This window comes from Bacillus sp. FSL R7-0166 (genome assembly GCF_038008935.1).
In the GTDB taxonomy this organism is placed as follows: domain Bacteria; phylum Bacillota; class Bacilli; order Bacillales; family Bacillaceae; genus Bacillus; species Bacillus altitudinis.
The window spans coordinates 334,002-359,536 of sequence record NZ_JBBPAC010000001.1; the positions used below are offsets into that span (position 1 = coordinate 334,002).

Here is a 25,535-nt window from a genome sequence, read left to right on the forward strand (position 1 = left end):
CTGCACCGTGAGAGGAGAGAAACATGAAGAAGAATATATCTACACAGGTCATTCAGTATTTAGAAAATCGAGGAGTTGAGCATATCTTCGGTCTGTGCGGTCATACGAATATTGCTTTTTTATCAGCCCTAGAAAAAAGCCGTATTCAATTTGTGAATGTTAGACATGAACAGATAGCGGCGCATGCAGCAGACGGTTATGCACGAGCGAAAAAACAGACGGCTGTTGTGCTCAGTCATTTAGGTCCTGGACTCACCAATGCGGCAACAGGCGTAGCGAATGCCGCACTCGATTCCATTCCAATGGTTGTCATTGCAGGAGATGTTCCAAGTCATTACTACGGAAAGCACCCACACCAAGAAATCAATCTTCATTCCGATGCTTCTCAATACGAAATTTATCGCCCGTTTGTGAAAAGAGCATGGCGAGTCGACATTCCAGAATTATTTCCAGAAATATTATCAAAAGCGTTTCAGTTAGCTGAAAGTGGCCGCCCTGGGCCAGTCCTGATTTCAGTTCCGATGGATGTGTTCTCAAAAGACTTAGATGTGTCGTTATTTGAACAAATCGCTCATCATACACACACCGTTGAAAAACCATCTATTGATGATCAAACAGCGAATCGGATAATAGATCGATTGCTGCAGGCAGACAAACCGCTCTTATATGTAGGGGGAGGCATTTTACTAGCCGATGCAGCAGAAGAGTTAAAGGCATTTTCTGACCATTTGAGTATCCCTGTTGCCCATTCTTTGATGGGGAAAGGGGCGATGCCGGATGATCATCCAATGACCCTTGGCATGACAGGGTTTTGGGGGACGAAATTTATCAATGATCAGTGTAAAGCAGCGGACTATATATTGGCTTTAGGCACCCGTTTTGCTGAAGCAGATGCGAGTTCGTGGGAATCGGAGTATACGTTCAATTTCCAATCAACCAAGCTCATTCATATTGACATTGATCCGAATGAAATTGGCCGAAATTATCCTGTGGAAATTGGAGCGGTAGCAGATCTCAAGCAGGCGTTGACTGTACTCAATCGTGTGGCGAAAGAAAGGCTGCCAGAAGGTCTGGATCGCCCTCAATTGAAAAAGGACATTGCGGCATATCGTGAGGAATTTCAGAAGAGCAATTTGACGAATATTCAAGACGAGTCTTTCCCAATGAAACCACAGCGTATTTTGCAGGAAGTGCGGGAAGTATTGCCACCTGATGCCTTCATTACAACCGATGTTGGCTGGAATAAAAATGGGGTCGGACAGCAATTTCCTGTATACACGCCAGGCACTATTTTAACCCCAGGTGGTTTTGCGACGATGGGATTTGGCGCTCCTGCTGCACTTGGAGCAAAGATTGCCCAACCTGACCGTGTCGTTGTATCACTTGTTGGGGACGGCGGTTTCGGTCAAAATCCATCTGTTCTCGCAACAGCCATGGAAGAAAACATTCCTGTCGTGTGGATTGTGATGAACAACAGTGCGTTTGGGACGATCGCCGGCTTGCAAATGGCACACTATGAAACGACTTACGGCACTGTTTTTAGAAAAGATGGAGAAAGCTATTCGCCTGATTTTGCAGCCATTGCAAGAGGTTATGGGATGAAGGGGATCAAAATTACGGCGGCTTCTGAATTCAAAGAAGCTTTGGCTGAAGCAATCGCTTCTCAGGAGCCATGTGTCATTGATGTAGCGATGAAAAATGATCCAGTGCCTACTGATGGACATTGGAACATTAATGATATTTATTCACCAAATACAAAACGTTCACATGTCAGTGTGAACTAAACATGACTAGGGAGGAATCAACAATGAAAATTAAAGTATTAAATCCATTTCAAGACGGTCATCCATTATGGTTAGGTTTAGATCATCCAGAAGAGAAAATGATTCGGAAGGTGTTTCAAACGATAACACCAGATACCGTTGGATCAGAGCATATGATGGCAGGTCTCACTATTTTTGAGCCGGGCGAAGCAAGCTCGGTACACAATCACCCGGGTTCAGAGGAATTTGATTATGTGATTAAAGGGTCTGGCGAAGTCATTTGCGATGGAGAAAGACAATCATTTAAACAAAATGACTTTATGTTTATTCCAGATGGTGTCTCACATCAGCATGTGAACACAGGGGACGAACCTTTATGGCTGATTTGGCTCTATACACCGCAAGGGCAGCTTCCGAAGGACTAAAAAAACCTTGCACGAGAGAAAGAAGAAAAGGGGCTAAAATAGAAAGCATTTTAGCCCTTTATCAATTGAATGAAAGGGAGTCAAGCAATGAATAAGAATACACCGCTTGAAGGAATCAAAATATTAGATGTTTCTACGATGATTGCTGCACCATACGGCGCGGTGCTTCTAGGGGATTTTGGTGCAGAGGTCATTAAAGTCGAGATTCCTGGAAAAGGGGATACACTGCGGCATGTTGGTCCTTTTGCAGATGGTGAACCTTTGAGGTGGTCAGGGCTTTCAAGGAATAAGAAATCTCTTACACTCGATTTACACAAAGAAGAAGCAAAAGACATTTTTAAAAAGCTTGCAGCGCAGGTTGATGTGATCATTGAAAATTTTCGTCCAGGAACACTTGAAAAATGGGACGTTGGGTACGATGTATTAAAAGAAATCAACCCTCGTTTAATTATGATTCGTGTTTCGGGTTATGGGCAAACCGGTCCGTTTAAGGACAAGGCGGGATTTGGTACACCTGCGACGGCGTTTAGCGGCTTTACATATATTCAAGGGTTTCCAGATCGGCATCCAGTCAGCCCTTCCTTTTCCCTTACGGATTATATCGCAGGAATTTATGTGGCGTTTGCCACTGTGACAGCGATGTATTACCGTGACACACATTCAGAAGGAACTGGGCAAATGGTGGATTTGGCTCTCTATGAATCTGTGTTCCGCATGTTAGAATTTTTGGTTGCTGAATATGACAAGCTAGGGAAGGTGCGTGAGCGTTCACCAGGGTTAAGCGGTCATTCAAGCCCTGCCGGCACCTATGAGACAAAGGACGGGCATTATTTGGTTCTTGTGACGAGTACAGATTCGACCTTTAATCGATTGGCAGAGGCGATGAATCGCTTAGATTTACTTGAGAACGAGAAATTCTCTGTGAATGCAGCCAGGCTGAAGCATAACGATGAAATGGATGCGATCGTCTCGCAGTGGATTGCGTCCAAAACAAGAGATGACGTCCTAGACATTCTAGATACACATGGTGTGCCTGTGAGTCCGATTCTAAGCATTCGGGATATCTTTGAGCATCCGCAATTTAAAGCACGAGAAAATATTGTCGAGGTGCATCATCCGCGTCTTGGAAAAGTGAAAGTGCCTGGGATCATTCCGAAGTTTGAAAAAACCCCCGGCCGTATTCGCCATATTGCGCCTGATTTAGGTGAACATAATTATGAAATTTTAACGAAAATGCTTGGCTTCACAGAAGAAGAGTGTAAACAGTTAGAAGAAAAAGGGGTCATTTAAGACACTCAACCGATCCGCACGCTGCGGAAACAAAGGAGGATGGTTATGAAAGTGCATTCAGAACTGAAGGTGAACGACTTGCGGCCTGCTTATGCGAAACCAACAAAAGCTCGTTTCGGCATCTTGATTCTGTTGTTTTTTATTACCGCTATTAACTATATTGATCGAGCCAGTGTATCCATTGTTGCACCTGCGATTCAGTCTTCATTGCAATTAAACCCTGCCTTATTAGGCCTCATCTTTTCAGCATTTAGCTGGACCTATACAGCCATGCAGATCCCTGGCGGCTTTATTCTTGATAAATTTGGATCAAAGGTAACGTATGGAATATCACTCATTACTTGGTCTATTTTCACCGGTTTACAGGCGTTTGCGAACAGCTTTGCCTTCTTATTTGGCTGCCGTTTGTTTATCGGAATTACAGAATCTCCCGCATTTCCTGCGAATAATCGCATTGTGACCACATGGTTTCCAAGGCGGGAACGCGCATTTGCAACAGGGGTTTATACCGCTGGTGAGTATGTGGGGCTTGCATTTGCGACACCTCTTCTTTTTTGGATCATGACAACTTTCGATTGGAGAACCGTCTTTATCACTGCTGGTGCGCTCGGTATTATATTTGCTTTCTTTTGGTACAAGTATTATCACGAACCGAAAGAGCATCCGAAGATCAATGAAGATGAGTTAGAATTGATCCGTCAAGGCGAAGGGCTGACAGTGGCATCACATGAGAAACTGAAATGGGCAGACTTTGCCGCACTTTTGAAATATCGTAAATTGATTGGACTCTATATTGGTCAATTTTCTGTTGCGTCTACCCTCTTTTTCTTTTTAACATGGTTTCCGACCTATTTAGCAGAGGCGAAAAATATGGCCTTTCTCAAAGTGGGTTTTGCGGCATCTCTGCCATACATTGCTGCATTCTTTGGGGTACTGTTTGGAGGATATGTGTCTGACTGGCTGCTTAAAAAGGGTGTATCGGTCAATATAGCGAGAAAGCTACCGGTTGTGGTCGGCTTGCTTCTGACAAGTACCATTGTTTTAGCGAATTTTACAACGAATATTCCGCTTGTGCTGACCATTTTATCCATCGCTTCCTTTGCACAAGGACTGTCTAATATCTCCTGGACCATGCTGTCTGAGGTAGCACCACGAGAAATGGTCGGTCTGGCTGGCGGCGTATTCAACTTTTTTGCTAACTTATCCGGCATCATCACCCCGCTGATCATCGGATTCATTGTATCGGCGACAGGCTCTTACAACGGCGGTATTTTATTCGTCAGCCTAGTGGCATTAGGCGGAGCGTTGTCGTATATCTTTATTGTAGGTAAGATTGAACGGATTCAATTAAAATAATAGAGAGCAAGAAAAAGAGAACTCATTGGGTTCTCTTTTTCTATGAATAAAAGATGACGGTGATGATCGTTGCACATGCGATCCCCATGCTGATATAAAAACCAGCAAACCAGATATTCCATCGAGTGATTCGGTAAGGGTTAACCTTCATTAAATCGGCTAATAGGGAGACAGATACATTATATGGGCTAAACATGACCGTTGAGGTTCCAGCGATAATGAGCATGATTGCGATGGGAAGGGCAGGCAGTTCATGAATGACAGGTGCCATCAAGCTCACTAATAGAGCAAGCGAAACGAGCGGGTGAAAACCGCAAAGAGCGGTGATGAGAAAATACAGCCCGATGACCCCATAAACCCAAATGGCATGATCTGATATACTGACGATAAATGCTTGAATCGGCTGCAGGCTGTTTGTGACAAGCAGCATATCGACAAAGAAGCCCGCGCTTAAAAATAGACACATATAATTGGAGAGCCGGCGGGTCCGTTCTTTCCAATGGGGAATAGAGACGGCTACATATTGTTTTCGTTTTTTGATGATAGACGAGAATAATAGAGCGAAAGGAATAATCGTCAGCACAACAGCGAACAGATAACCTTTCCCAACCCAGGCGTCAACAAGCGAAACGACTGTCATAAAACTGAGCAGCATGAAAGCAAGCTGAAGGGTTTTTCTCTTGATGCGATGAGGGTTGGAGTGAGCTTCCGCCGGCTGGATGATATGCGGCAATCGTTTGCTTTGACGAGAAAACAGCAACCAATCCGTCAACAGCACAAGCACCATTAAACAAAACGTAACGGGTGCAATCTGATAATATTTCAATTTGGTTGCATCAATGGTGACACTCACCAGTACTTCGACAGGACTCCAGCTAAGACATAGCGCATATGACCTTAAAAGATTGCGCGTATAAAGGTGCTGTTTGACTTGTTCCTGAAGGGCGTTCAGCGACGGTTTCAAGGATGTATATAATAAGGGAATCGTTGCGATATTTAAAAACATGCCAAGAACATGAGTGACAAATGAACTCTTGCGATAAAGCTGATTTGTACTCGTTGTATGTAAGGTAAGCAGTTTATTTAATTGAGTATCGAAATGCCCAACATGTATGAGAGAATGAATAAATGGCAACATGAAAAATAAAGAAAGCAAGCCTAGCATGGAATGAAAATGAAGAAAAAGCGTATGCAAAGGCTGTTCTGACCAAAAAAATAACACCAATCCAATCAAGAGAAACATAGCACCCGTTTTCAAATAAAGCCCATTGGCCTTCTTAAAGGAAATGGTGAGCGAAGCAGCCGCCAGCAGACCAACCAAATAGGAGAGAATGGGAGCAGGGAATAGTTGATGAACGATGTATAAGCTAATAAGAAGTGTGAAAAGTAGTAGGTAGATCATGATATCTCCTCCATCAAAACATCTATCGGTTTTATTCCGTACAGTGGAATTTGTTTTCTTTTAATGGAACATTTAAAATGGATTATAGCAAAATTGGTCAATCATGTCGATAAGAAATCAAAGGGGAAAAGGAGAAAGTGAACATGGCTGATAAGAAGTCAAAAGAAGAATCAGGATTGCGTACCGTTCAGCGCGCTTTGGATATTCTTTCTTGCTTTAGCGAAGAACGTCAAGAGCTGACGCTAACGGACATTTCAAAAGAGATGAATTTAGCAATGTCTACCACAACGAGACTGCTCAAGGCACTTGAAATGAATCATTTTGTGGAAAAGAACCAAGAGACAATGAAGTACCGGCTCGGTCAAAGACTTTATCTTCTCGGTTATATTGCTGGGAAGTCCATCAAATTGAGGGAACTGGCAAAACCGCTCATGTACACACTTCGTGATGAAACAAAGGAAACCGTCAACCTATATGTGCTCGATCACAAAAGCAGGGTATGTATTGAACAAGCCGAAGGGCTGCAATCGATTCGGCATCTTGTGAAAATCGGTGAGAAGCTGCCGTTATACGCTGGTGCTGGTGGAAAGGTGCTACTTGCTTTCCAAAGCGAAGAGTTTCAACAGCAAGTTTTCGCATCTGAGGCTGATCACATGACGATGGAGGAATGGCAAAAAGAATGTCGTCATATTCTTGAAACGCATACCGCTTGCAGTATTGATGAACGGGAAGTCGGATCGGCGGCAGTGGCGGCACCGATCTTTAACATTCATGGGGAGGTGCAGGCATGTTTATCCATATCTGGACCGACCCAACGATTTACTGAAGATGTCATCCCTCAGCTGCAGCAAAAAGTGAAAGAGCATGCCGAGAAGCTCTCCGAACAGCTCGGTTACGTCGTCAAACACAATTTTTAAGAATGCCTATCTTTTCTCAGCCCATTTATCATATAATAGAAACATTATGTAGCATTCCTTGTCGTAAGGAGGACGTGTCACGAACATGAAAAACAATAGAGAGATTCCTGTGAGACAGCGAAATATTGTCCTCATTGGCTTTATGGGCGTTGGGAAAACAACCATTGGGCAGCTGGTTGCCAAAAAGTTATATAGAGATTTTATTGATGTTGATCAGGAGATTGAGAAAAAGTACAACATGACGATTCCAGAAATGTTTCAGCAAAAAGGAGAAGCGTTCTTCAGGCAGGCTGAAAAGGACTATATCGTCGATTTATGTGAACATACTCAGCTAAAGATTGTGTCTCTTGGAGGCGGTGCGTTTAAACAGGAAGAAATCAAACGATCTTGCTTAAAGCATTGTACGGTTCTTTTCCTTGACCTATCTTGGGAGAATTGGAAACAACGGCTGGATATTTTAATTGAAAACCGTCCTGTTCTTCATAACCGCACGCTTGACGAGATGAAAGAGCTGTTTGAAGAGCGCCGGGAAATTTATTCCCTTCATAACTCAAGAGTGGAAACAGATCATCTAGAAGCTGAAGAAGTCGCCAATTATATTGTCGACACACTCAAGCTTGGCTGGGATCTATATTCGAAATAAAAAAGTCTACCGCTTTAGGGTAGACTTTTTTCTATAGGATCAGTGTTTAATCCCTTGAAGCAGTGCGGCTTTTAGGCAAAAGGATATTGGCTGACGATGTTCGTCGAATTGCAGTTGAAACAGCTGTTTCGTTTCATCGTCTGCAGCATGAAGGTGGGCAACGATTTCCTTTTGAACATTCTCTGGTGTACGTCCTCGTATGATCCAGTCCTGATAATCAATATGCAGATCCCAGTAACGGATATCTTCTTTCGTCAGATGGTTGTCAGCGAAAAGCTCTTTCCATTCTGATAACGAGCTTTCTCGCACATGGGAGGGATCTCTCAGTCTATTTAAATGATTAATAAAGTCATCCTGTGCTTGGTTTTCAGGTGCATAATGATCGACAAGTAGAAATTTGCCGCCTTTCTTTAAGACTCGGCTGATTTCAGACATGGCTGCCGGGAGATGTGGGAAGTGATGAGCAGCAAATCGGCATGTGACGAGATCAAATGATGCATCAGAAAAGGGCAATGCGTCTGCGGATGCCTGCTCAAACGTAATGTGGTTCAGCTGGCGCTCTTTTGCAAGTGCTGTAGCAACCTCGATCATTTTGTGTGTGACATCAATCCCGATTCCTTTAGAGATGACGTCTGAAAAGGAAAAAATGGTATGACCTGCCGCGCAGCCGATATCAAGTAGATGCTCATCGCCCTTTGGCTTCGCCGCCGTTTTCATCCATTCAAGCTCTTTTCCAGCTGCAAAGATGGGTGAATCTCGGTAGTTCTCTGCATTTTGTGAGAATTGTTTCTCGGCTTTCGAATATGGATTCATTTCTTTACCCCCTTTTGTTGTTTCTTTATCGTAGGGTTCTTCCCGTGATTTGTCTAAGACATAAAAGATATGATATGAATAGTTAAAACCTATGAGGTGAGAGAAGTGGATATACGAATGATGGAATATGTCATGGAAGTGTACCGGCAGCAAAGCTTTACAAAAGCAGCGGAAAAACTTCACATTGCACAGCCCTCATTAAGTCAGCAAATTAAAAAACTTGAGGAAGAATTAGATACTCCCCTGTTTATTCGGAAGTATGGACAAGTCACTCCTACACCTCAGGGAAACCGATTGATCAAAAGAGCAGAAACCATTTTGAAGGAACGAGATGATTTATTGCGTGAGATGGGGGAAGCTGCTTATGAGGTGGGGAAAGAACTGATGATCGGTGCGCCAGCTGTTACAGGGGGATATGTCCTGCCAAGTTTATTAAAAACCTATTGTCAAACGTATCCGCATGTTCACGTTCATTTGATAGAAGAATCGCCTCGTGAGCTAGAAAGACGTTTACTCACTGGGAAACTGGATCTGGCGATTCTTTCTTTGCCTGTCGAGCATGAATCATTGAAAACAAAACAAATGCTGACCGAGCCGCTTCTTCTCGCCATTCCGCAAACGGCTCAACCGTGGTTGACAGATGAACTGAATGAAATCATCAATCAAGCGGATCAAGAAGGGTCTGTCCCGTTTCGTCTTCTGGAAGATGCCCCATTTATTATGCTGAAAGAGGGATATGGCTTTCGGCAAGTGGTCACGGAACTGTGCCGTCATCATGGTTTTCGGCCGAGGATTGCATTTGAAACGAGTCATATTCAAACAGCTCAGGCATTGGTTGAAAATGAGCTAGGGGTGACAGTGGTGCCGAAAATGGTGGCACAAGAGGAAAGCAAAGCAGTCACTTATTTACACATTGATTCATGCCCAACCCGCACACTTGTGTTTGCATATGTGGAAGAAAGATATTTAACGAAAGCCGCTCAAGCCTTCATGGACCTTCAACAGAATCAAGGAAAAGCTTAAACAAACGTTTAATTAAACGCAAAAAGCAGGGGATCCCCCTGCTTTTACCTTTTTTCAGCGTGATAGAAAACCTTTGCAGCCCTAGGAAGGACGAGTACCGACGCGGAGCGAATTTGACATTCGTGAGCACCGGCACGCAGGACTGACACCGAATGCGAGGGTTTGTCTACACGCTGAAAGCAGGGGGCCCCTGCTTTCTAATATAAATCCAGCCGCTGATCTGTCATGACGGGGATTTGTTGTCTCACTTCATCTACGAGCTGAAGATCAATGTCTGCATAATAAATGTCTTCTTCATCATTTGTCTCAAGCAGAATGCGTCCGAGCGGGTCAATCACCATGGAGTGACCAGGGAATTCAGTGTCTCTGCTTGTGCCCGTCCGGTTCACCGCAATCACAAATGACTGATTCTCAATGGCTCTTGCGATGAGCAGACTGCGCCAATGGTCCACTCTTGCTGACGGCCATTGAGCGGTATTGATAAGCACCTTCGCCCCTTTGTTCACGAGCGTCCTAGAAAGCTGAGGGAAGCGGAGGTCATAGCAGATCATGGTGCCAATCTTGACATCTTCATCATAGTTAAATAAACCAAGCTGATGACCGGCGGTTAAATAGTTGTGTTCATCCATTAAGCGGAATAAATGAATTTTATCATAATCTAACAAAAGCTCACCTTGGCGGTTAAAGACATACATTGTATTGGTGATGTTTTCATCTTCTGTCCTCTTATTTAAAACACTGCCTGCGATGAGATACACTTGGTGCTTGCGGGCAAAGGAAGAGAAGAGTTGTTTTGTTCGCTCGCCATCTGGATCGGCAAGCTCATCCGCTTGTTCCAGCGCATAGCCGGTATTCCACATTTCAGGTAGAATAATCAAATCAGGCTGTTGGCGGATGGCCTCTTCTAAAAACGCTTCTGCTTTCTGAAAGTTTACATCAGGTTCTCCTATTTGTACGTCCATTTGAATCAGGGCGATGTTCATGTCGGTCTTCCTCCTTTATTCGTTTCATGCAATGAATGGTTCGGGTGATATTGCCTGAAACATCTAGTCTTCAAGCCAGTTTCTTTATCATAAAGCTTTCCGCTATCTTTGCCAATAGAAATGTCAGAAGGTTTTGTTAAATGACTTTCTCAATCAAGAAATGAGTGGTATGATACTCATAACTAATAAAACAAAGGGGAATAGTATGATATGCAATTGTTCGATTTATCACTAGAAGAGCTAAAAAAATATAAACCAAAGAAAACAGCACGTCCTGATTTCTCAGACTTTTGGAAGAAATCGCTCGAAGAACTGCACCAAGTGGAGGCAGAGCCAACACTTGAATCTTATGACTATCCAGTGAAAGGCGTCAAGGTGTACCGCCTGACGTATCAAAGCTTTGGACATTCTAAAATTGAAGGCTTTTATGCTGTGCCTGATCAAACTGGTCCGCATCCAGCGCTCGTTCGTTTTCATGGCTATAATGCCAGCTATGACGGCGGCATTCACGACATCGTCAACTGGGCGCTGCATGGCTATGCGACGTTTGGAATGCTTGTCCGTGGTCAAGGTGGCAGTGAAGACACATCAGTGACGCCAGGCGGGCATGCATTAGGGTGGATGACAAAAGGCATTTTGTCGAAGGATACGTACTATTATCGAGGTGTTTATCTAGATGCTGTTCGTGCACTCGAAGTCATTCAGTCTTTCCCCGAAGTAGATGAACACCGTATCGGCGTGATCGGTGGAAGTCAGGGGGGTGCGTTAGCGATTGCGGCCGCAGCCCTTTCAGATATTCCAAAAGTCGTTGTGGCAGACTATCCTTACTTATCAAATTTTGAGCGTGCGGTTGATGTAGCCTTGGAGCAGCCTTATTTAGAAATCAATTCATACTTTCGAAGAAACAGTGATCCGAAAGTGGAGGAAAAGGCATTTGAGACATTAAGCTATTTTGATTTAATCAATTTAGCCGGCTGGGTGAAACAGCCAACATTGATGGCGATCGGTCTGATTGATCAAGTGACACCGCCATCCACCGTGTTTGCGGCATACAATCATTTAGAAACAGATAAAGAGCTGAAAGTGTACCGATATTTTGGGCACGAGTTTATTCCTGCTTTTCAAACAGAGAAGCTGTCCTTTTTACAAAAGCATTTGCTTCTATCAACATAAGAGCATGACAAAGAGCTAAAATGACATTCATTTTAGCTCTTTGTCTTTTTTCAGCTATTGGAGCGATCAGCTTAATAACTGGTGTTCTGTCTTGTTTTTTCATCAGGTACTAATGCTGTAACGATCAGGGCAAGGGCTGTGATGATGTGAAGGATGAATCCGAGAATCGGAATCCATGCAAGGCAGGATGTGACAATTCCAATGATACTTCCGATCATTGGTCCCTGGTCTCGCTTCGATAAGACGAGTGTGATAATATGCAGAATAAGCATGACCATGAGCGGTGAATAGCCATTGCTGATAACGAATAGACCTCCGATCACAGGGATAGCAAGGCAAGCTTCAAAAATCCCAGTGATCCATTTCATAATGCGAGATATAGACATCAGATCCAACTCCTTTTTCATATATGTCTTATTCGTATTTTCCCAAAAGGTGAAGAAGTCATGCAGAATTCTATAGAAAGAGTTGATGGACACTTGAGAGAAAGAATTAAGGAAGAGCTGAAAATCATCGAAGAAACGTATGACGTCAAGATTTGTCTCGCCGTTGAATCGGGCAGCAGGGCATGGGGATTTCCTTCAACTGACAGTGATTATGATGTTCGCTTTTTATACGTTCCCCGGAAAGAATGGTACTGGGCGATGGAAGAGCATCGTGATGTCATTGAACGGCCGATTGATGACATGCTTGATATCAGCGGCTGGGAGCTTAGAAAGGCACTGCGCTTATTCAATAAATCGAATCCATCCATTATGGAATGGCTGTCTTCTGACATCATTTATGCTGAATCCTTCTCTCTAGCCAAGCAGCTAAGAGAATTAAAGGATCGAGCGTTTTACCCTGCGGCTTTGATGTATCATTACCTCAATATGGCGAAGCGGAATGAAAGCCGGCATTTACGAGGGGAGCAGGTGCGACGTGATGTCATTGAACGGCCGATTGATGACATGCTTGATATCAGCGGCTGGGAGCTTAGAAAGGCACTGCGCTTATTCAATAAATCGAATCCATCCATTATGGAATGGCTGTCTTCTGACATCATTTATGCTGAATCCTTCTCTCTAGCCAAGCAGCTAAGAGAATTAAAGGATCGAGCGTTTTACCCTGCGGCTTTGATGTATCATTACCTCAATATGGCGAAGCGGAATGAAAGCCGGCATTTACGAGGGGAGCAGGTGCGAATCAAGAAGTATTTCTATGTGCTTCGTCCGCTGCTTGCCTGCCAGTGGATTGAACGTTACCGAACAGTTCCACCAATGGACTTTCATGAATTACTCAAGGAGCTAGTGGAGGAAGGCCCGCTGTTAGCAGAAATTCACGAACTGCTCAAACGTAAAATGGACGGAGAAGAAATGGATGTAGAGAACCGTCTCGCTCATGTCCATCCATTTATTGATCAAGAACTGGTGCGTTTTGATGAATTGGTGAAAAGCTACAATCAGCCGAAAGACAATCTGATGCAAGAATTAAATGAGCTTTTGCAGTCTACCCTTGATGAGGTGTGGGCGTAGGAGGGGAGAGCCAGCCGGTTAGCGGTAGGCTCTTTTTTATCTCTTATTGTGATAAAACCACAAAAAAAGTCAGAATTTTTGTCATCTTCAAATATTGTAGCGGACAGCTCATGAGCCTTACAATAAAGACATAGCTTACAAAGAGTGGGAGGTGCCCTTTATGGAGTCGGTCACAAGAAATTTCTTCTTGTTTTTGTCAAAGAGCAGTCTCTTGAACCATATTGCTCGTAATTGGGGAAGTGCTGTTGCATCAAAGAAAATCATCGGTGGGAAGGATTTTGAGAGCGCTATCCCTGTCATCAAACGATTAAACGATCAAGGTATGGCCGTAACGGTTGATCACCTTGGTGAGTTTGTCACAAAGGCAGAGATTGCAAATGAGCGGACGAATGAGTGTATTCAAACCATTCAGCGAATTGCAGAGGCGGGACTCAATTCCCACGTATCACTTAAAATGACATCTCTTGGCTTAGATATTGACGATGATCTCGTGTATCGCAATATGAAAAGCATTTTAGATACGGCAGAGAAACACCGTATTATGGTGACAATTGATATGGAGGATGAACAGCGCTGTCAAAAAACGCTGGACATTTTTAAAGAAATGAAATCTCAATATGAGTATGTCAGTACGGTTTTGCAGGCGTATTTGTACAGAACAGAACAAGATCTTGATGACCTAAATGAGTTGCAGCCATTTTTAAGACTTGTAAAGGGTGCCTATAAGGAATCCGCCGAAGTGGCGTATCCAAACAAAAAAGACGTCGATCAGAATTACAAGAAGCTGATCGAAAAGCAGTTACTCTCAGGGAACTATACAGCCATTGCGACACATGACGATCAAATGATCGAATTTACGAAACATATTGTGAAAAAACACAATATACAGACAGATCAGTTCGAATTTCAAATGCTGTATGGCATGAGATCAGAAACGCAGCAAGCACTCGTGAAGGAAGGCTATCAAATGAGGGTCTACACCCCGTATGGACGAGAGTGGTATGGCTACTACATGAGACGTCTTGCAGAACGACCGGCAAACATTGCATTTGCTTTAAAAGGGATGACGAGAAAATAATTTGAAACGGGAGCGTGACAAAGATGACAACACCTTACAAGCATGAACCATTCACGGATTTTAGCCAGGAAGAAAATCGCCAAGCGTTTGAACAAGCATTAGCCAAAGTAACAGAATCACTTGGGCAAACCTATCCGCTTGTGATTAATGGAGAAAGAATCGAAACAACAGACAAGATTGTCTCGATCAATCCAGCGAAGAAGGAAGAAGTCGTGGGTACCGTATCAAAAGCTGGGAAAGAAGAGGCAGAGCAAGCGATTCAAGCTGCGGCAAAAGCGTTTGAAACATGGCGCTACACGTCTCCAGAAGAAAGAGCCGGCGTCTTATTCCGCGCTGCGGCAAGCATTCGCCGTAAAAAGCATGAGTATTCAGCCCTTCTCGTAAAAGAAGCAGGGAAGCCTTGGAATGAAGCGGATGCAGATACAGCAGAAGCCATTGACTTCCTAGAGTATTATGCCCGTCAAATGCTAGAGCTTGCGAAAGGCAAACCGGTGAACAGCCGCGAAGGGGAACGCAATCAATATGTGTACACACCAACTGGCGTGACGCTTGTCATTCCACCATGGAACTTCTTGTTTGCGATCATGGCAGGAACAACCGTTGCACCAATCGTCACAGGGAATACAGTTGTTTTAAAACCAGCAAGTGCGACGCCTGTCATTGCAGCCCGCTTTGTAGAAGAACTGGAGCAAGCAGGTCTTCCGAAAGGTGTTGTCAACTTCGTGCCAGGTAGCGGAGCAGAAGTAGGAGATTACTTAGTAGATCATCCGAAAACAAGCCTTATTACATTCACTGGATCAAGAGAAGTGGGCACACGTATTTTTGAACGTGCGGCAAAAGTACAGCCAGGACAACAGCATTTAAAGCGTGTCATTGCTGAAATGGGCGGTAAAGATACAGTCGTTGTAGATGAGGATGCAGATGTTGAATTAGCGGCTAACGCCATTTTCACATCAGCCTTCGGGTTCTCAGGTCAAAAATGTTCAGCTGGATCTCGTGCTGTCGTCCACGAGAAGCTGTATGACCAAGTCGTTGAGCGAGTGAAAGAAATCACAGAAACGAAAACAACAGCGAGTCCGTTATCAGCTGATGTGTACATGGGACCTGTCATTGATCAAGCTTCCTTTGACAAGATCACGGAATATATCGAAATTGGCAAGCAAGAAGGCCGTCTAGTCACTGGCGGAACAAGTGATGATTCAGAAGGGTACTTCATTCATCCAACCGTGTTTGCAGATCTAGAGCCAACATCTCGTTTAATGCAAGAAGAAATCTTTGGACCTGTCCTAGCTTTCTCAAAAGTCTCAAGCTTTGATGAGGCGCTTGAAGTAGCCAACAACACAGAATACGGGTTAACCGGTGCGGTCATTACAAATAATCGTGATCACATCAACCGTGCGAAGCAGGAGTTCCATGTCGGGAACCTTTACTTTAACCGTAACTGTACGGGAGCGATTGTGGGATACCACCCATTTGGTGGCTTTAAAATGTCAGGAACTGATTCAAAAGCAGGCGGACCAGATTATCTTGCTCTGCACATGCAGGCCAAAACGATTAGCGAAATGTTTTAATATGGAAAAGCATGAACTCGTGCAGGCGAGTTCATGCTTTTTTTACCTGTCTACGACTTGTTTCTATACAAATATGACTGGAAAGAAGTATGATAAATGTATCACTTATTCAGGGAGCAATCGGGATGGAAGAGATATTAGAAAAGCTTCATACATTTTTTGATGTCGATAAATTAATTGCATTTATTAGTGGGTATTTAAAAAAACCAGTCATTTTAGAAAGTACTGAATGTCAGCTGCTTGCTTATAATTCTTACAGCATCCAGCAGTTCGACCCAGTCAATCAGCAAACCATTTTCTCAAAGGAATGCCCGGGAGCTGTGGTGGATTGGTTAAAAAAAACAGGGGTCATTGAGCAGCTATATACAGATTCAAATCCTTTTTATGTGAATGGTCATGAGGAGCTCGGGTTTAATCGACGAGTGGCTGTGAGCGCCAAACACAAACAAGAGGTTGTCGGCTTTATTTGGGTGCAGGACATTGAAGATTCTCTCTCTCAAGAGGAGCTGCAATTTTTACACGAGGCATCGTTTCAGGTTGGAAAAGTCATTTATAAAAATAAGAAGCAGTTGGAGAAAAAGGAAGGCAAGATTGAAGAGTTCTTCAAAAAGGTCATGGATGATCATTTTTATACAGAAGAAGAGCTAAAATGGGAAGCTGAGAATTTAAGCATACCACTGCCAGCTGTCTTTACTGTGATGGTTGTTCATGCCGCCGATAACAAAAGTGAGACGGCAGAAGATGTGAAGGATATGATTAGAACCTATTTACAGCTAGAAGACAAGGTCAATCATGTCTACTCTGTGCAAGCAGACATCGTCGTGATATTAGGCAGTTTGTCAGATCGCCACTCACCAAAAGCGACCGCTGCGGATGTCGTCGCCCATCTTCAATCGAAAACGCATACACACCCATCTCCTTTATATATTGGGATGGGAAGAGAATATCGAGATGTCATGAAAATGAGCACAAGTCGATTTGAAGCGATAGAAGTCGTGAAAGCAGTGAAGATTGTCGGCGGACAGGAATTGATTCCATACGATTACGAGCATTTGGGGGTCTTCCGGTTCTTAGACTCGATTTACAGTCACCAAAAAAAGAAAAACGACTTCAATCCAGATTTGTTGCGCCTAAAGGAAAAAGACCGTGACAGCCAAACATCATTTTTAAAAACTTTAGAGGTCTACTTATTGAATAATTGCAAGCTAAAACCAGCTGCAGAGCAGTTGTTTATTCATCAAAATACACTAAACTATCGAATGAAACAAATTTTTGAAATGACGTCTATCGATTTAAGTCATTTTAGCCAGCGATGTGAGTTATTTATTGAATTGATGCTGATGAAAAAAGATCAATAGGCGTGGACTCCGCAGGTGCAAAGGCTGACCTGCGGATTTTTATGCGAGATGATAAAATGGCATACAATTGCCTTATTTCGTTGTATGATAGATAAAGATTTTATAAGGAAAGTGAAAGGAGGGCCACCTTTGGGATCAGTCACCTTGGCCATTTTGATTTTCATCATGACCCTCGTCCTTGTCATTTGGCAGCCAGGACGTTTAACCATTGGATGGTCAGCATGCGGGGGAGCGATTCTTGCGCTTGCTTTTGGGGTCGTTCATTTGGGCGATGTATGGGAAGTTACCCAAATTGTCTGGAACGCCACCTTTGCATTTATTGGAATTATCATCATTTCATTGATTTTAGATGAGATTGGTTTTTTTGAATGGGCGGCACTTCATATGGCAAAAGCCGCAAGAGGGAACGGGGTCCGCATGTTTATTTATTTAACATTGCTCGGCGCTGTGGTAGCAGCTTTTTTTGCCAACGATGGAGCGGCACTTATCTTAACCCCGATCGTTTTATCTGTGGTCAGAGCACTGAAGCTGGATGAGCGTATGATCCTGCCATTTGTCATGGCAAGCGGCTTTATTGCAGATACGACGTCTTTGCCATTTGTCATTAGTAACTTGGTCAATATCGTATCAGCCGATTATTTTCATATTGGCTTTCTTGAATATACAGCAAACATGTTCGTTCCAAACCTTGTATCGCTTGGCGCTAGTATGCTTGTGTTGTATGTGTTTTATCGGAAACTCATCCCGAAAACGTACGATGTTTCGCAGGCGAAGGAACCAGCTTCGGCCATTCGTGATCTGCGCATGTTCCGGTTATCTTGGTATGTGTTAGGGTGCTTGCTTGTTGGATATTTTGCTGGCGAATTGGCAGGCATTCCGGTGTCAATCATTGTAGGAGGCATTGCCATTGCTTTCTTATGGCTGGCGAAACGGAGTCCACAAGTAGCGACAAAACGAGTCGTCAAAGAAGCGCCGTGGTCGATTGTGTTTTTCTCTATCGGCATGTATGTCGTGGTGTATGGGCTGAAAAATGTCGGCCTGACAGAAATTTTAGCAGCGTGGATTGAACAGGGGGCGTCACACGGTTTACTTGCGGGAACGATGTTTATGGGGGTTCTGGCAGCCGTGTTATCCTCTGTCATGAACAACCTCCCAACCGTTTTAATTGATGCGATTGCCATCGGTCACACAGATACAGCAGGTGTGATGAGAGATGCACTGATTTATGCCAACGTCATCGGCTCAAACCTTGGTCCGAAAATGACCCCAATCGGTTCATTGGCGACATTGCTGTGGCTTCATGTCTTGAAGAAAAAAGGTGTGCATATTTCTTGGGGAGCATACATGAAAGCTGGAATCATTCTAACCATACCGACGCTGATCATCACGTTATTGGGGTTGTATGTGTGGTTATGGCTGATACATTAAAAAGCAGATCCAATGGATCTCAGCGCGTAGGCAAACCCTCGCATTCTTTGTCAGTCCTGCGTGCTGGTGCTCACGAATATCAAATTCGCTCTGCGCCAGTACTCGTCCTTCCTAGACTGCAAAGGTTTTCTATCACGCTGAAAAGAAAACAAAGGGCTAAAATCAAGTTCATTTTAGCCCTTTGTTAACAATCTAAGCAGATCCCATGGATCTGCTTTTTGTTGTTATAGATATTTTGCATAGCGTTTTTCCAAAAAGTCTTGGAGCAATGAGACCACACTGCATATGCCCCAGTAAATCAAGGCAACCAAAATATACATGGTCATATAATCGAATTCTCGTCCACCCACAATTTTTGCTTGCTGGAAGAGTTCGGGCACAGTAATCATTGCCGCTAGTGAGGAAGCTTTGATTAAATCAAGCATGACGTTGGTCAGGGGCGGCAGTGCAATGCGCACGGATTGAGGCAAGATGACTCCGCGCATCGTTTGCCAATAACTGAGACCAAGTGATTTGGCGGCTTCCACTTGACCACTTGGAACAGAGGAGAGAGCCGCCCGGTTAATTTCGGCAATGTATGCAGCACTATTGAAGCTGAATCCAATAATAGCAGCAGTGACAGCTGTAAATTCAATGCCGATGTAAGGGAATCCGAAATAAAGGATAAACAAAATGACCAGAATGGGAACCCCACGCATGAATGAAATATACAGTCGTGCAGGCAGCCGAAGGAACCACGTATTTGCCATTCGAGCAAGGGCAATAAAAAAGCCTAGAATCGTACCAAAAAACATGCTCACAAAAGAAATGAGCAGCGTCAGCCAGATGCCTTTCATGACAAATGGAAATGACGCTTTTGCCAGTGCAGGATTAAAGATATATTCTAAATGAATATCTCCCACGGCTGCGGCCCCTTATTTAGAAATGTCGACATCTTCGACATCAACATCAATTTTCTTTGAGACGTCAGCATGATTAAAGAATTTCTCCGAAATCTTTTTCATGGTTCCGTCTTTTTTCATCTCTTTTAATACACGATTTAATTCTTTTTGAAGCTCTGTATTGTCTTTTTTCATCACAAACCCTTGTTCATTCGGCATGTACTTTAAGTCTGGATGGATCGTAATATTTAGCTTAGGGAATGCAGCAAGCGCCAGTGTTTGCAAGTAGTAGTCATTTAAAATGACATCTGTACGGCCGTTTGCAACATCCTTTAAATATTGCTCGTTTGTGGCATTATCATAGATGACTTCTTTTGCACCATACTTACGGGCAACATCCATATAAATGGTCGTTGCAGCACCTGCTGCTTTCTTTCCTTTTAAATCCTTTAGCGTTTTAATACCTGACAGATCATCTTTTCTGACGATAGCGGTTCCATAGGAGTATTTATAAGGTGTTGAAAAGGCGAACTTATCTTTCCTGTCATCTGTGATGTCGATATCGTTTGCAGCGGCATCCACCTGACCTGAATTAATGGCACTGAGCATACCGTCATAACCCATTTCTTTAAATTCTACTTTTACGTCAAGGCGCTTAAATGCTTCTTTGACGACTTCCACTTCATAGCCAGTCAATTGATCCTTGCCGTTCGATGTATCATGGTAAGACGTAGGATACAAGGTGCCTGAAGTAGCGACCACGATTTTCCCTTTCTTTTGAATCTGATCCCACTTTGATTCTCCAGACTGAGATGAGCCTGATTGATTGCAAGCAGACATGACAAGCATGAGAGCAGACACAACAAGCAGCACCCATATAGGTTTTCTATGATAAAAACGACTCATTTAAGAATCCTCCTCTATTTTTTATACAAAACAAAACATAGCACGCTTTTTCAGTTAGGACAACGTTTTCAGATGAAAAGCGAAAAAGTAAGAATATTATGTGCAATTTGATGGTGTGAATAATGTATAAAAAAGGAAAGGATGCGCAAATTAAAATCGAATAAAGGAGGGAACGACAGAGATGAAAAAAACAAGTGGTTTGATCATACTAACGATGGTGATATTATTTGGTTTTCAAGTGAATACGGCTCATGGAGAAACACCCCAAATGGAAAAGCGCCCCGTCACGCATCAAGTAAAATTAACGACAGAGCAACAAAAACAAATTGAAATACTTGAACAGCAAATTTTGTCTAAACGAAAAGAAGTGATCGAAAAATACGTTCAGTATGGTGTGTTAACGAAGGAACAAGGCACGCACATCACAAAACGAATGGATGAACATTACAATCACTTAAAAAATAACGGGTTTGTTCCATTACTAAAAAAACCACAGCACCATCGACCATAAGTTCAAGAAAACCGGCAGCAAGGTGCCGGTTTTTATTGTTTAAGTGTTAAAAGGTCAGCGTCTCACCATCTTGAGGGACAAAAATGGCCTGATCTGCATGATTCTCTTGAATGTAAGATGTTAATGCCGCTCTTGTTAATAAACAATGATTCACGGCTTCAAGGTGACAGGCGATGATTTGAGCTTGTGGTTGAGTATGGTGAATGTCTACAATCTCTTCCTTTGTCATCGTAATGGGATCTCCCTCTAAAAATTGGGCAGCCCCACTATTGACCACAATAATATCTGGCTGGCATGTATTCACAACCTCTTTCGGCTCATCACACCAAATGGTATCTCCTGCAATATAAAGAGTAGGCTCATCAGGATGAGAGAAAACAAAACCACTCACTTGTCCCATCCGTTTAGCGGTTTCTCCTGTCCCGTGCTGCCCGCCAGTTCGTTTGATATGAACACCGCAAACATCCATTTCATCTTCAATGCATGTAACATGCTGAAATCCAGCTTCTTTTACTTCCGTGCGATCTTTCTCTGATTGAGTATAGATCGGCAAAGTTTGAGCTAATCTCTTTTTTGCCTCGTCGTCAAAGTGATCTACATGTAAATGAGTAAGCAGGACAGCATCCGGCTGTAATATCTTGTCCAAATCAATGTTTGCAGGCAGATCCACAATTGGATTGTTTGCATGTTGATTGGCAGTATGCGGGAATGGTGGATAGGTTCCTTTTGCTGCTAAAAAGGGATCGATTAAAAATGTTGACGAACCATATTGAAGGTATAAAGTAGCATTACGAATGAGTGTTATTTTCATTAGAAGGCCTCCTTTTTTTCTCATTAAGTTTACAGTATATTAAAAGAGCCTCATGTGACAGAGGATCATGAAAGTCTTTCAGCGGAAAGACTTGATTTTTGAAAGAGGTGAGCTAATGCTAGACAAAACAGATATGGATATATTAAAAGAACTCTCAAAGAATAGCCGATTGACGATGAAAGCACTTGGTGAAAAAGTCCATTTAACCGGTCAAGCTGCTAAAAATAGAGTTTTAAAGCTTGAGGAAGAGGGGATTATTGAAGCCTATACCATTTCAATTAACTGGCGGACACAGCAGAACATCCAAACATTTTTGCAGCTCTTTACCCGAAGTTATGATCATGAACCGCTTTTATCGTTTCTCCATCAAAAGGAAGAAATCAAAAACCTGTTTAAAATAAGTGGAGAGGGCTGTTATATGGCTGAAGGACATTTCTCCAGTCATGATGAGCTTGATCAATTTTTAACGGAGCTAACAAAGCATGCAAATTATAAGTTGTCTATCGCTGTGAAACGTCTCACTCATCAAGAATAGATGAGGCGCAGGAGGAAATAACCGATGAAAAGATTAATTGAACATCAGGCTGAACCGATCACAAAGGAAAGAATCAAAGCGGATTTGGTTCAACTTGGTGTAAGGAAGGGCATGATCTTATGTGTCCACTCATCCTTGTCATCTATTGGCTGGGTGAATGGAGGAGCTATAGCCGTTATACAAGCTATGATGGATATTTTAACAGATGAAGGAACACTGATTATGCCGGCACAAACATTAGAGCTGTCTGATCCTGCTGATTGGATCAATCCGCCTGTTCCTTATTCTTGGTGGAAACCGATCAAAGACACGATGCCTGCATTTGATCCGGCTTACACAGCTCCAACAGCAATGGGAAAGGTAGCGGAGACCTTTTGGAAATACCCAGGCGTAGAAAGAAGCAATCATCCTCATTTCTCATTCACCGCCTGGGGGAAAAGGAAACATGAAGTGTTGAACCACCATGCGCTTCCTTATGGTTTAGGAGAAAATTCACCTCTTGGACGTATGTACGATCTTGATGCAAAAGTGCTGCTAATTGGCACGTCATTCGAGAGTGTTACAGCTTTTCACTTAGCTGAATATCGAATCTCACAGCAAGACCTCATGACACGAGGGGCCCCCATTTTAGAGAATGGTTGGAGGGTGTGGAAAGAGTATCAAGATATCATCACAAGAGAAGAACTATTTGAACAGATTGGTCGTGATTTTTTACAATCAGAATGTAGTTATAACCACAGTCAAATCGGGCTAGCCAATTCGTATTTATTGCCGATGAGAGAATCAGTCGATTTTGCAGAAAAATGGCTTGAGCAGTACGACCAGGCGTGATCTAAGCAGTCTGAAAATCAAAATAATAGAGATCTTGATCAGGGTGCTCAGATATATAGCAGGTGAGCTGATAGTCTCCTTTTGGAATGGAGAAAGACAGTACCTGTGCCATGACGCTTGTCAGATAAACATGATCACTTGAATGAGTAAATGGCACTGTGATGACTCTATTAACGGATGATGGAGGCTCATGGCTGTTTAATGTCACGATAATAGAAGCTTTTCCGTTATTGATGCCTTCAAAAGAAATACCTCGATCCCCAGTTGCGAATCCTTGAAGAATATCGTCATCTGTCCAATCAATCACAGGTGGCGTCGTGCTTCCAGTGTATACGGTGATTTGGTGATAGGAGATAGATAGGGGATACGTTTGATTTAAATCATTCATAATAGATAACTCCTTTATTCATAAAATTTGTCCAGCTTGGAATCATGTTGAAAAGTGAATGTTTGAAAGTAAGATAATTGAAGAGAATGTTAGGCAGCAAGACGATTGTCGCCGTCTTGCGCTACTGTATGAGGGATCTAGATGTGAAATTGCGAAACCATTTCTTTTAGGTCTCCTGCTAAATGGGCGAGAGCCTCTGATGAAGCTGTTACTTCTTCCATTGCTGCGAATTGTTCTTCTGTTAAACCTGCTACTTGTTGTGAATGTTCACTCGTCAGTTTAACGCCTTCTGTGATAGAGGCAAAGGTTTGCTTCGCATCATTTGTATAAGCTGCGATTTTTTGGGATGCATCTGATAAATGTTTAATGCCATCTGCCATTTCCTTCATTGACTGCTGAATGTCAATAAATGATTCCTCTGTATGAGAAATAAGAACAGCCCCTTGAGTCGCTTCCTCTCGTACTCGTTTAATGGCACTCGTCGAATGATTCATCTCTTTTTGTATTTCGGAAATGAGATGTGAAATCATGTTGGATGATGTTTGCGATTCTTCTGCGAGCTTCCTCACTTCGTCTGCCACAACGGCAAAACCTTTTCCATGTTCACCTGCGCGTGCTGCCTCAATGGCCGCATTAAGAGCAAGTAGATTAGTTTGGTTAGCGATATCTGTAATCACTTTGGAAATTTGATCAATCTCGGCTGAACGTGTTTCTAGCGCTTGAATTGCTGTACCGTTCTCTTCAATTGATTTTGCAATAGATGTCATTTGTGAATTGACTTCACCGATATTTTGTACACCTTTTTGGGCCATTTCTTGTGCGGATTGGCTTCTTGTTGCCATTTGTCCCGCATTTTCAGTGATGTTTACTAGCTCGTTAGATACTTGTCTCATCGTGTGCTCACTAGCTGTCATTTGGGCTGATTGCTGTTCAGACGATTGAGCGACTTCTTGAATGGTATGGGTAATTTTTTCTGATGCTGCACTCGTTTCTTCTGCGCTAGCTGACAGCTCCTCAGAAGAGGTGGCTACTAATTCAGATGTTTTGATCACATTTAAAATGGTTTGATTTAATTTCTCACGCATCTTATTAAAGTGACCTGCCAGCTCAGAAAGTTCATCGCCTGTGTGATCTGTCACGTTGATGGTTAAATTTCCTTCGCCTGCACTCTTAATAGCAGATGCCATATGTTTGAGACGTGTCTGAATCCGCTTTGTGAAAATAGAAATAATGATAACAGAAACAATTAAACTTAACAGTAGAACCGTGACAAATTGAATAAAGAAAGACTGAAGCATTTGTGAAATCATGCTTTGATTTGCACCGGTATAGAAAATACCAATCGTTTCCCCTGTATCATTTTTGATGGGCATATAAGCCGTTTGGTAGTCTTTCCCCGCAACATTGGCTGTTCCGTAATAATTCTCGCCTTTATCCAAAACAGCGGCCTTTACTTCAGGTGAGACTTCGGTTCCTACAGCTCGTTTCCCATTTAACATGACATTTGTGGCAACACGGGTATTTCCTTGGAAAATCGTGATTGTATCACCAGTATATTCGGCCAATTGATCAACCAATGTGTCATGGTTATTGATTTGAGTATTTCCTTTGTAAAGCTTGCCATCTTTTATCTGCCACGAGCCAGCAACCTTTTCAGTTAGGTAAGCGTATCCTAGCTTTAGATCGCCTTTTGCTTTTTCGGTGGCCATTTGCTTAATGTTCTCTGTCATTTCGCGGTTCACTACATAACCAACCACTGCTGAAAATACGATGAGGACACTTAAAAAGATCAGCATTATTTTGGCGCCAAGCCTCAGTTTTCCTTTTTTCTTCATGCTTTTTACTCCTTTAGGTATAAGGTAGGGTAACCCTCCTTAAAGATTATCGGCATGAAAAAAATGTTTGATATACGTGAATGCACTTACACAGAAATTT

The 25,535-nt window shown here is 42.9% G+C and carries 24 protein-coding genes and 2 pseudogenes; 17 read left to right on the top strand and 9 right to left on the bottom strand.

The genetic code is table 11. From position 1 onward, the window contains the following. The first annotated feature begins 23 nt into the window (after positions 1–23). The 4 genes from NST01_RS01810 to NST01_RS01825 all read left to right on the top strand — a co-directional run bounded on the left by NST01_RS01810 (position 24) and on the right by NST01_RS01825 (position 4,834). Positions 24–1,784: a thiamine pyrophosphate-binding protein gene (locus NST01_RS01810; RefSeq protein WP_017366574.1), complete on the top strand. Its 1,761-nt coding sequence runs from the start codon at positions 24–26 to the stop codon at positions 1,782–1,784. A 23-nt stretch (positions 1,785–1,807) separates the two neighbouring features. Beyond that, the gene (locus NST01_RS01815; RefSeq protein ID WP_008342095.1) at positions 1,808–2,188 is read left to right on the top strand and encodes a cupin domain-containing protein; all 381 of its coding nucleotides are present in this window, start codon (positions 1,808–1,810) and stop codon (positions 2,186–2,188) included. Positions 2,189–2,275: 87 nt separating this feature from the next. Then, a complete protein-coding gene (locus tag NST01_RS01820; RefSeq protein WP_017358567.1) occupies positions 2,276–3,478 on the top strand; it encodes a CaiB/BaiF CoA transferase family protein in 1,203 nt (400 codons plus the stop codon). Positions 3,479–3,523: 45 nt separating this feature from the next. Continuing rightward, on the top strand, positions 3,524–4,834 hold the full coding sequence (locus NST01_RS01825; RefSeq protein ID WP_341041385.1) for an MFS transporter: 1,311 nt from the start codon (positions 3,524–3,526) through the stop codon (positions 4,832–4,834). A 40-nt stretch (positions 4,835–4,874) separates the two neighbouring features. Here NST01_RS01825 and NST01_RS01830 read toward each other — a convergent pair whose 3' ends face one another. Beyond that, positions 4,875–6,236: a hypothetical protein gene (locus tag NST01_RS01830; RefSeq protein ID WP_341041387.1), complete on the bottom strand. Its 1,362-nt coding sequence runs from the start codon at positions 6,234–6,236 to the stop codon at positions 4,875–4,877. A 143-nt stretch (positions 6,237–6,379) separates the two neighbouring features. Between NST01_RS01830 and NST01_RS01835 the strand changes: the two genes are divergently transcribed. Together NST01_RS01835 and NST01_RS01840 are read left to right on the top strand one after the other, a co-directional pair. After that, positions 6,380–7,153, top strand: a complete 774-nt coding sequence (locus tag NST01_RS01835; protein WP_017366579.1) for an IclR family transcriptional regulator — start codon at positions 6,380–6,382, stop codon at positions 7,151–7,153. Between the two features lie 85 nt (positions 7,154–7,238). Next, the gene (locus tag NST01_RS01840) at positions 7,239–7,796 is read left to right on the top strand and encodes a shikimate kinase (protein ID WP_007498270.1); all 558 of its coding nucleotides are present in this window, start codon (positions 7,239–7,241) and stop codon (positions 7,794–7,796) included. 39 nt (positions 7,797–7,835) lie between these two features. Here the strand turns inward: NST01_RS01840 and NST01_RS01845 are convergent, their stop codons facing one another. Beyond that, the gene (locus NST01_RS01845) at positions 7,836–8,609 is read right to left on the bottom strand and encodes a class I SAM-dependent methyltransferase (protein WP_017366580.1); all 774 of its coding nucleotides are present in this window, start codon (positions 8,607–8,609) and stop codon (positions 7,836–7,838) included. 117 nt (positions 8,610–8,726) lie between these two features. On the opposite strand from NST01_RS01845, the gene NST01_RS01850 reads away from it, so the two are divergent. Continuing rightward, positions 8,727–9,632, top strand: coding sequence for a LysR family transcriptional regulator (locus tag NST01_RS01850; protein WP_129548440.1), 906 nt, complete (start codon positions 8,727–8,729; stop codon positions 9,630–9,632). Positions 9,633–9,829: 197 nt separating this feature from the next. On the opposite strand, the gene NST01_RS01855 is transcribed toward NST01_RS01850, so the two are convergent. After that, on the bottom strand, positions 9,830–10,615 hold the full coding sequence (locus NST01_RS01855) for a carbon-nitrogen family hydrolase (RefSeq protein ID WP_341041388.1): 786 nt from the start codon (positions 10,613–10,615) through the stop codon (positions 9,830–9,832). 210 nt (positions 10,616–10,825) lie between these two features. On the opposite strand from NST01_RS01855, the gene NST01_RS01860 reads away from it, so the two are divergent. Further along, positions 10,826–11,788 (top strand): acetylxylan esterase, encoded by a 963-nt coding sequence (locus tag NST01_RS01860; RefSeq protein WP_099496293.1) that lies wholly within the window; start codon positions 10,826–10,828, stop codon positions 11,786–11,788. 71 nt (positions 11,789–11,859) lie between these two features. Here the strand turns inward: NST01_RS01860 and NST01_RS01865 are convergent, their stop codons facing one another. Continuing rightward, positions 11,860–12,174, bottom strand: a complete 315-nt coding sequence (locus tag NST01_RS01865; protein WP_008342068.1) for a hypothetical protein — start codon at positions 12,172–12,174, stop codon at positions 11,860–11,862. A 93-nt stretch (positions 12,175–12,267) separates the two neighbouring features. On the opposite strand from NST01_RS01865, the pseudogene NST01_RS01870 reads away from it, so the two are divergent. The 6 genes and pseudogenes from NST01_RS01870 to NST01_RS01895 all read left to right on the top strand — a co-directional run. Continuing rightward, a pseudogene (locus tag NST01_RS01870) lies at positions 12,268–12,708 on the top strand (nucleotidyltransferase domain-containing protein); the annotation flags it as partial. Between the two features lie 9 nt (positions 12,709–12,717). Beyond that, positions 12,718–13,302: pseudogene (locus tag NST01_RS01875) on the top strand (nucleotidyltransferase domain-containing protein); the annotation flags it as partial. A 160-nt stretch (positions 13,303–13,462) separates the two neighbouring features. After that, complete coding sequence (locus NST01_RS01880) at positions 13,463–14,380, top strand: proline dehydrogenase family protein (RefSeq protein ID WP_007498256.1); 918 nt, start codon at positions 13,463–13,465, stop codon at positions 14,378–14,380. A 23-nt stretch (positions 14,381–14,403) separates the two neighbouring features. After that, entirely contained in the window at positions 14,404–15,951 is a 1,548-nt protein-coding gene (gene pruA, locus NST01_RS01885; protein ID WP_008342059.1) for an L-glutamate gamma-semialdehyde dehydrogenase, read from the top strand. A gap of 125 nt (positions 15,952–16,076) precedes the next feature. Beyond that, positions 16,077–17,309: a PucR family transcriptional regulator gene (locus tag NST01_RS01890; RefSeq protein ID WP_008342058.1), complete on the top strand. Its 1,233-nt coding sequence runs from the start codon at positions 16,077–16,079 to the stop codon at positions 17,307–17,309. A gap of 129 nt (positions 17,310–17,438) precedes the next feature. Then, positions 17,439–18,737: an arsenic transporter gene (locus NST01_RS01895; RefSeq protein WP_008342056.1), complete on the top strand. Its 1,299-nt coding sequence runs from the start codon at positions 17,439–17,441 to the stop codon at positions 18,735–18,737. A gap of 224 nt (positions 18,738–18,961) precedes the next feature. Here the strand turns inward: NST01_RS01895 and NST01_RS01900 are convergent, their stop codons facing one another. Both NST01_RS01900 and NST01_RS01905 read right to left on the bottom strand, forming a co-directional pair. Beyond that, positions 18,962–19,639 carry an amino acid ABC transporter permease gene (locus NST01_RS01900; protein WP_008347854.1) on the bottom strand — a complete coding sequence of 226 codons (678 nt, stop codon included), beginning with the start codon at positions 19,637–19,639 and terminating at the stop codon, positions 18,962–18,964. 12 nt (positions 19,640–19,651) lie between these two features. After that, positions 19,652–20,467 (bottom strand): transporter substrate-binding domain-containing protein, encoded by an 816-nt coding sequence (locus NST01_RS01905; RefSeq protein ID WP_370529221.1) that lies wholly within the window; start codon positions 20,465–20,467, stop codon positions 19,652–19,654. Positions 20,468–20,705: 238 nt separating this feature from the next. Here NST01_RS01905 and NST01_RS01910 point away from each other — a divergent pair, with 238 nt between their 5' ends. Continuing rightward, on the top strand, positions 20,706–21,035 hold the full coding sequence (locus NST01_RS01910; RefSeq protein WP_008347851.1) for a YckD family protein: 330 nt from the start codon (positions 20,706–20,708) through the stop codon (positions 21,033–21,035). Between the two features lie 46 nt (positions 21,036–21,081). Here the strand turns inward: NST01_RS01910 and NST01_RS01915 are convergent, their stop codons facing one another. Continuing rightward, complete coding sequence (locus NST01_RS01915) at positions 21,082–21,846, bottom strand: MBL fold metallo-hydrolase (protein WP_008347848.1); 765 nt, start codon at positions 21,844–21,846, stop codon at positions 21,082–21,084. A gap of 115 nt (positions 21,847–21,961) precedes the next feature. Here NST01_RS01915 and NST01_RS01920 point away from each other — a divergent pair, with 115 nt between their 5' ends. Further along, the gene (locus tag NST01_RS01920) at positions 21,962–22,381 is read left to right on the top strand and encodes an Lrp/AsnC family transcriptional regulator (protein WP_008347846.1); all 420 of its coding nucleotides are present in this window, start codon (positions 21,962–21,964) and stop codon (positions 22,379–22,381) included. Between the two features lie 24 nt (positions 22,382–22,405). Further along, positions 22,406–23,212 (top strand): aminoglycoside N(3)-acetyltransferase, encoded by an 807-nt coding sequence (locus NST01_RS01925; RefSeq protein ID WP_025206721.1) that lies wholly within the window; start codon positions 22,406–22,408, stop codon positions 23,210–23,212. Position 23,213: 1 nt separating this feature from the next. Here the strand turns inward: NST01_RS01925 and comJ are convergent, their stop codons facing one another. Next, complete coding sequence (gene comJ, locus NST01_RS01930) at positions 23,214–23,600, bottom strand: competence protein ComJ (protein ID WP_017366590.1); 387 nt, start codon at positions 23,598–23,600, stop codon at positions 23,214–23,216. Positions 23,601–23,737: 137 nt separating this feature from the next. After that, a complete protein-coding gene (locus tag NST01_RS01935) occupies positions 23,738–25,435 on the bottom strand; it encodes a methyl-accepting chemotaxis protein (RefSeq protein WP_035390503.1) in 1,698 nt (565 codons plus the stop codon). Positions 25,436–25,535: the final 100 nt, after the last annotated feature.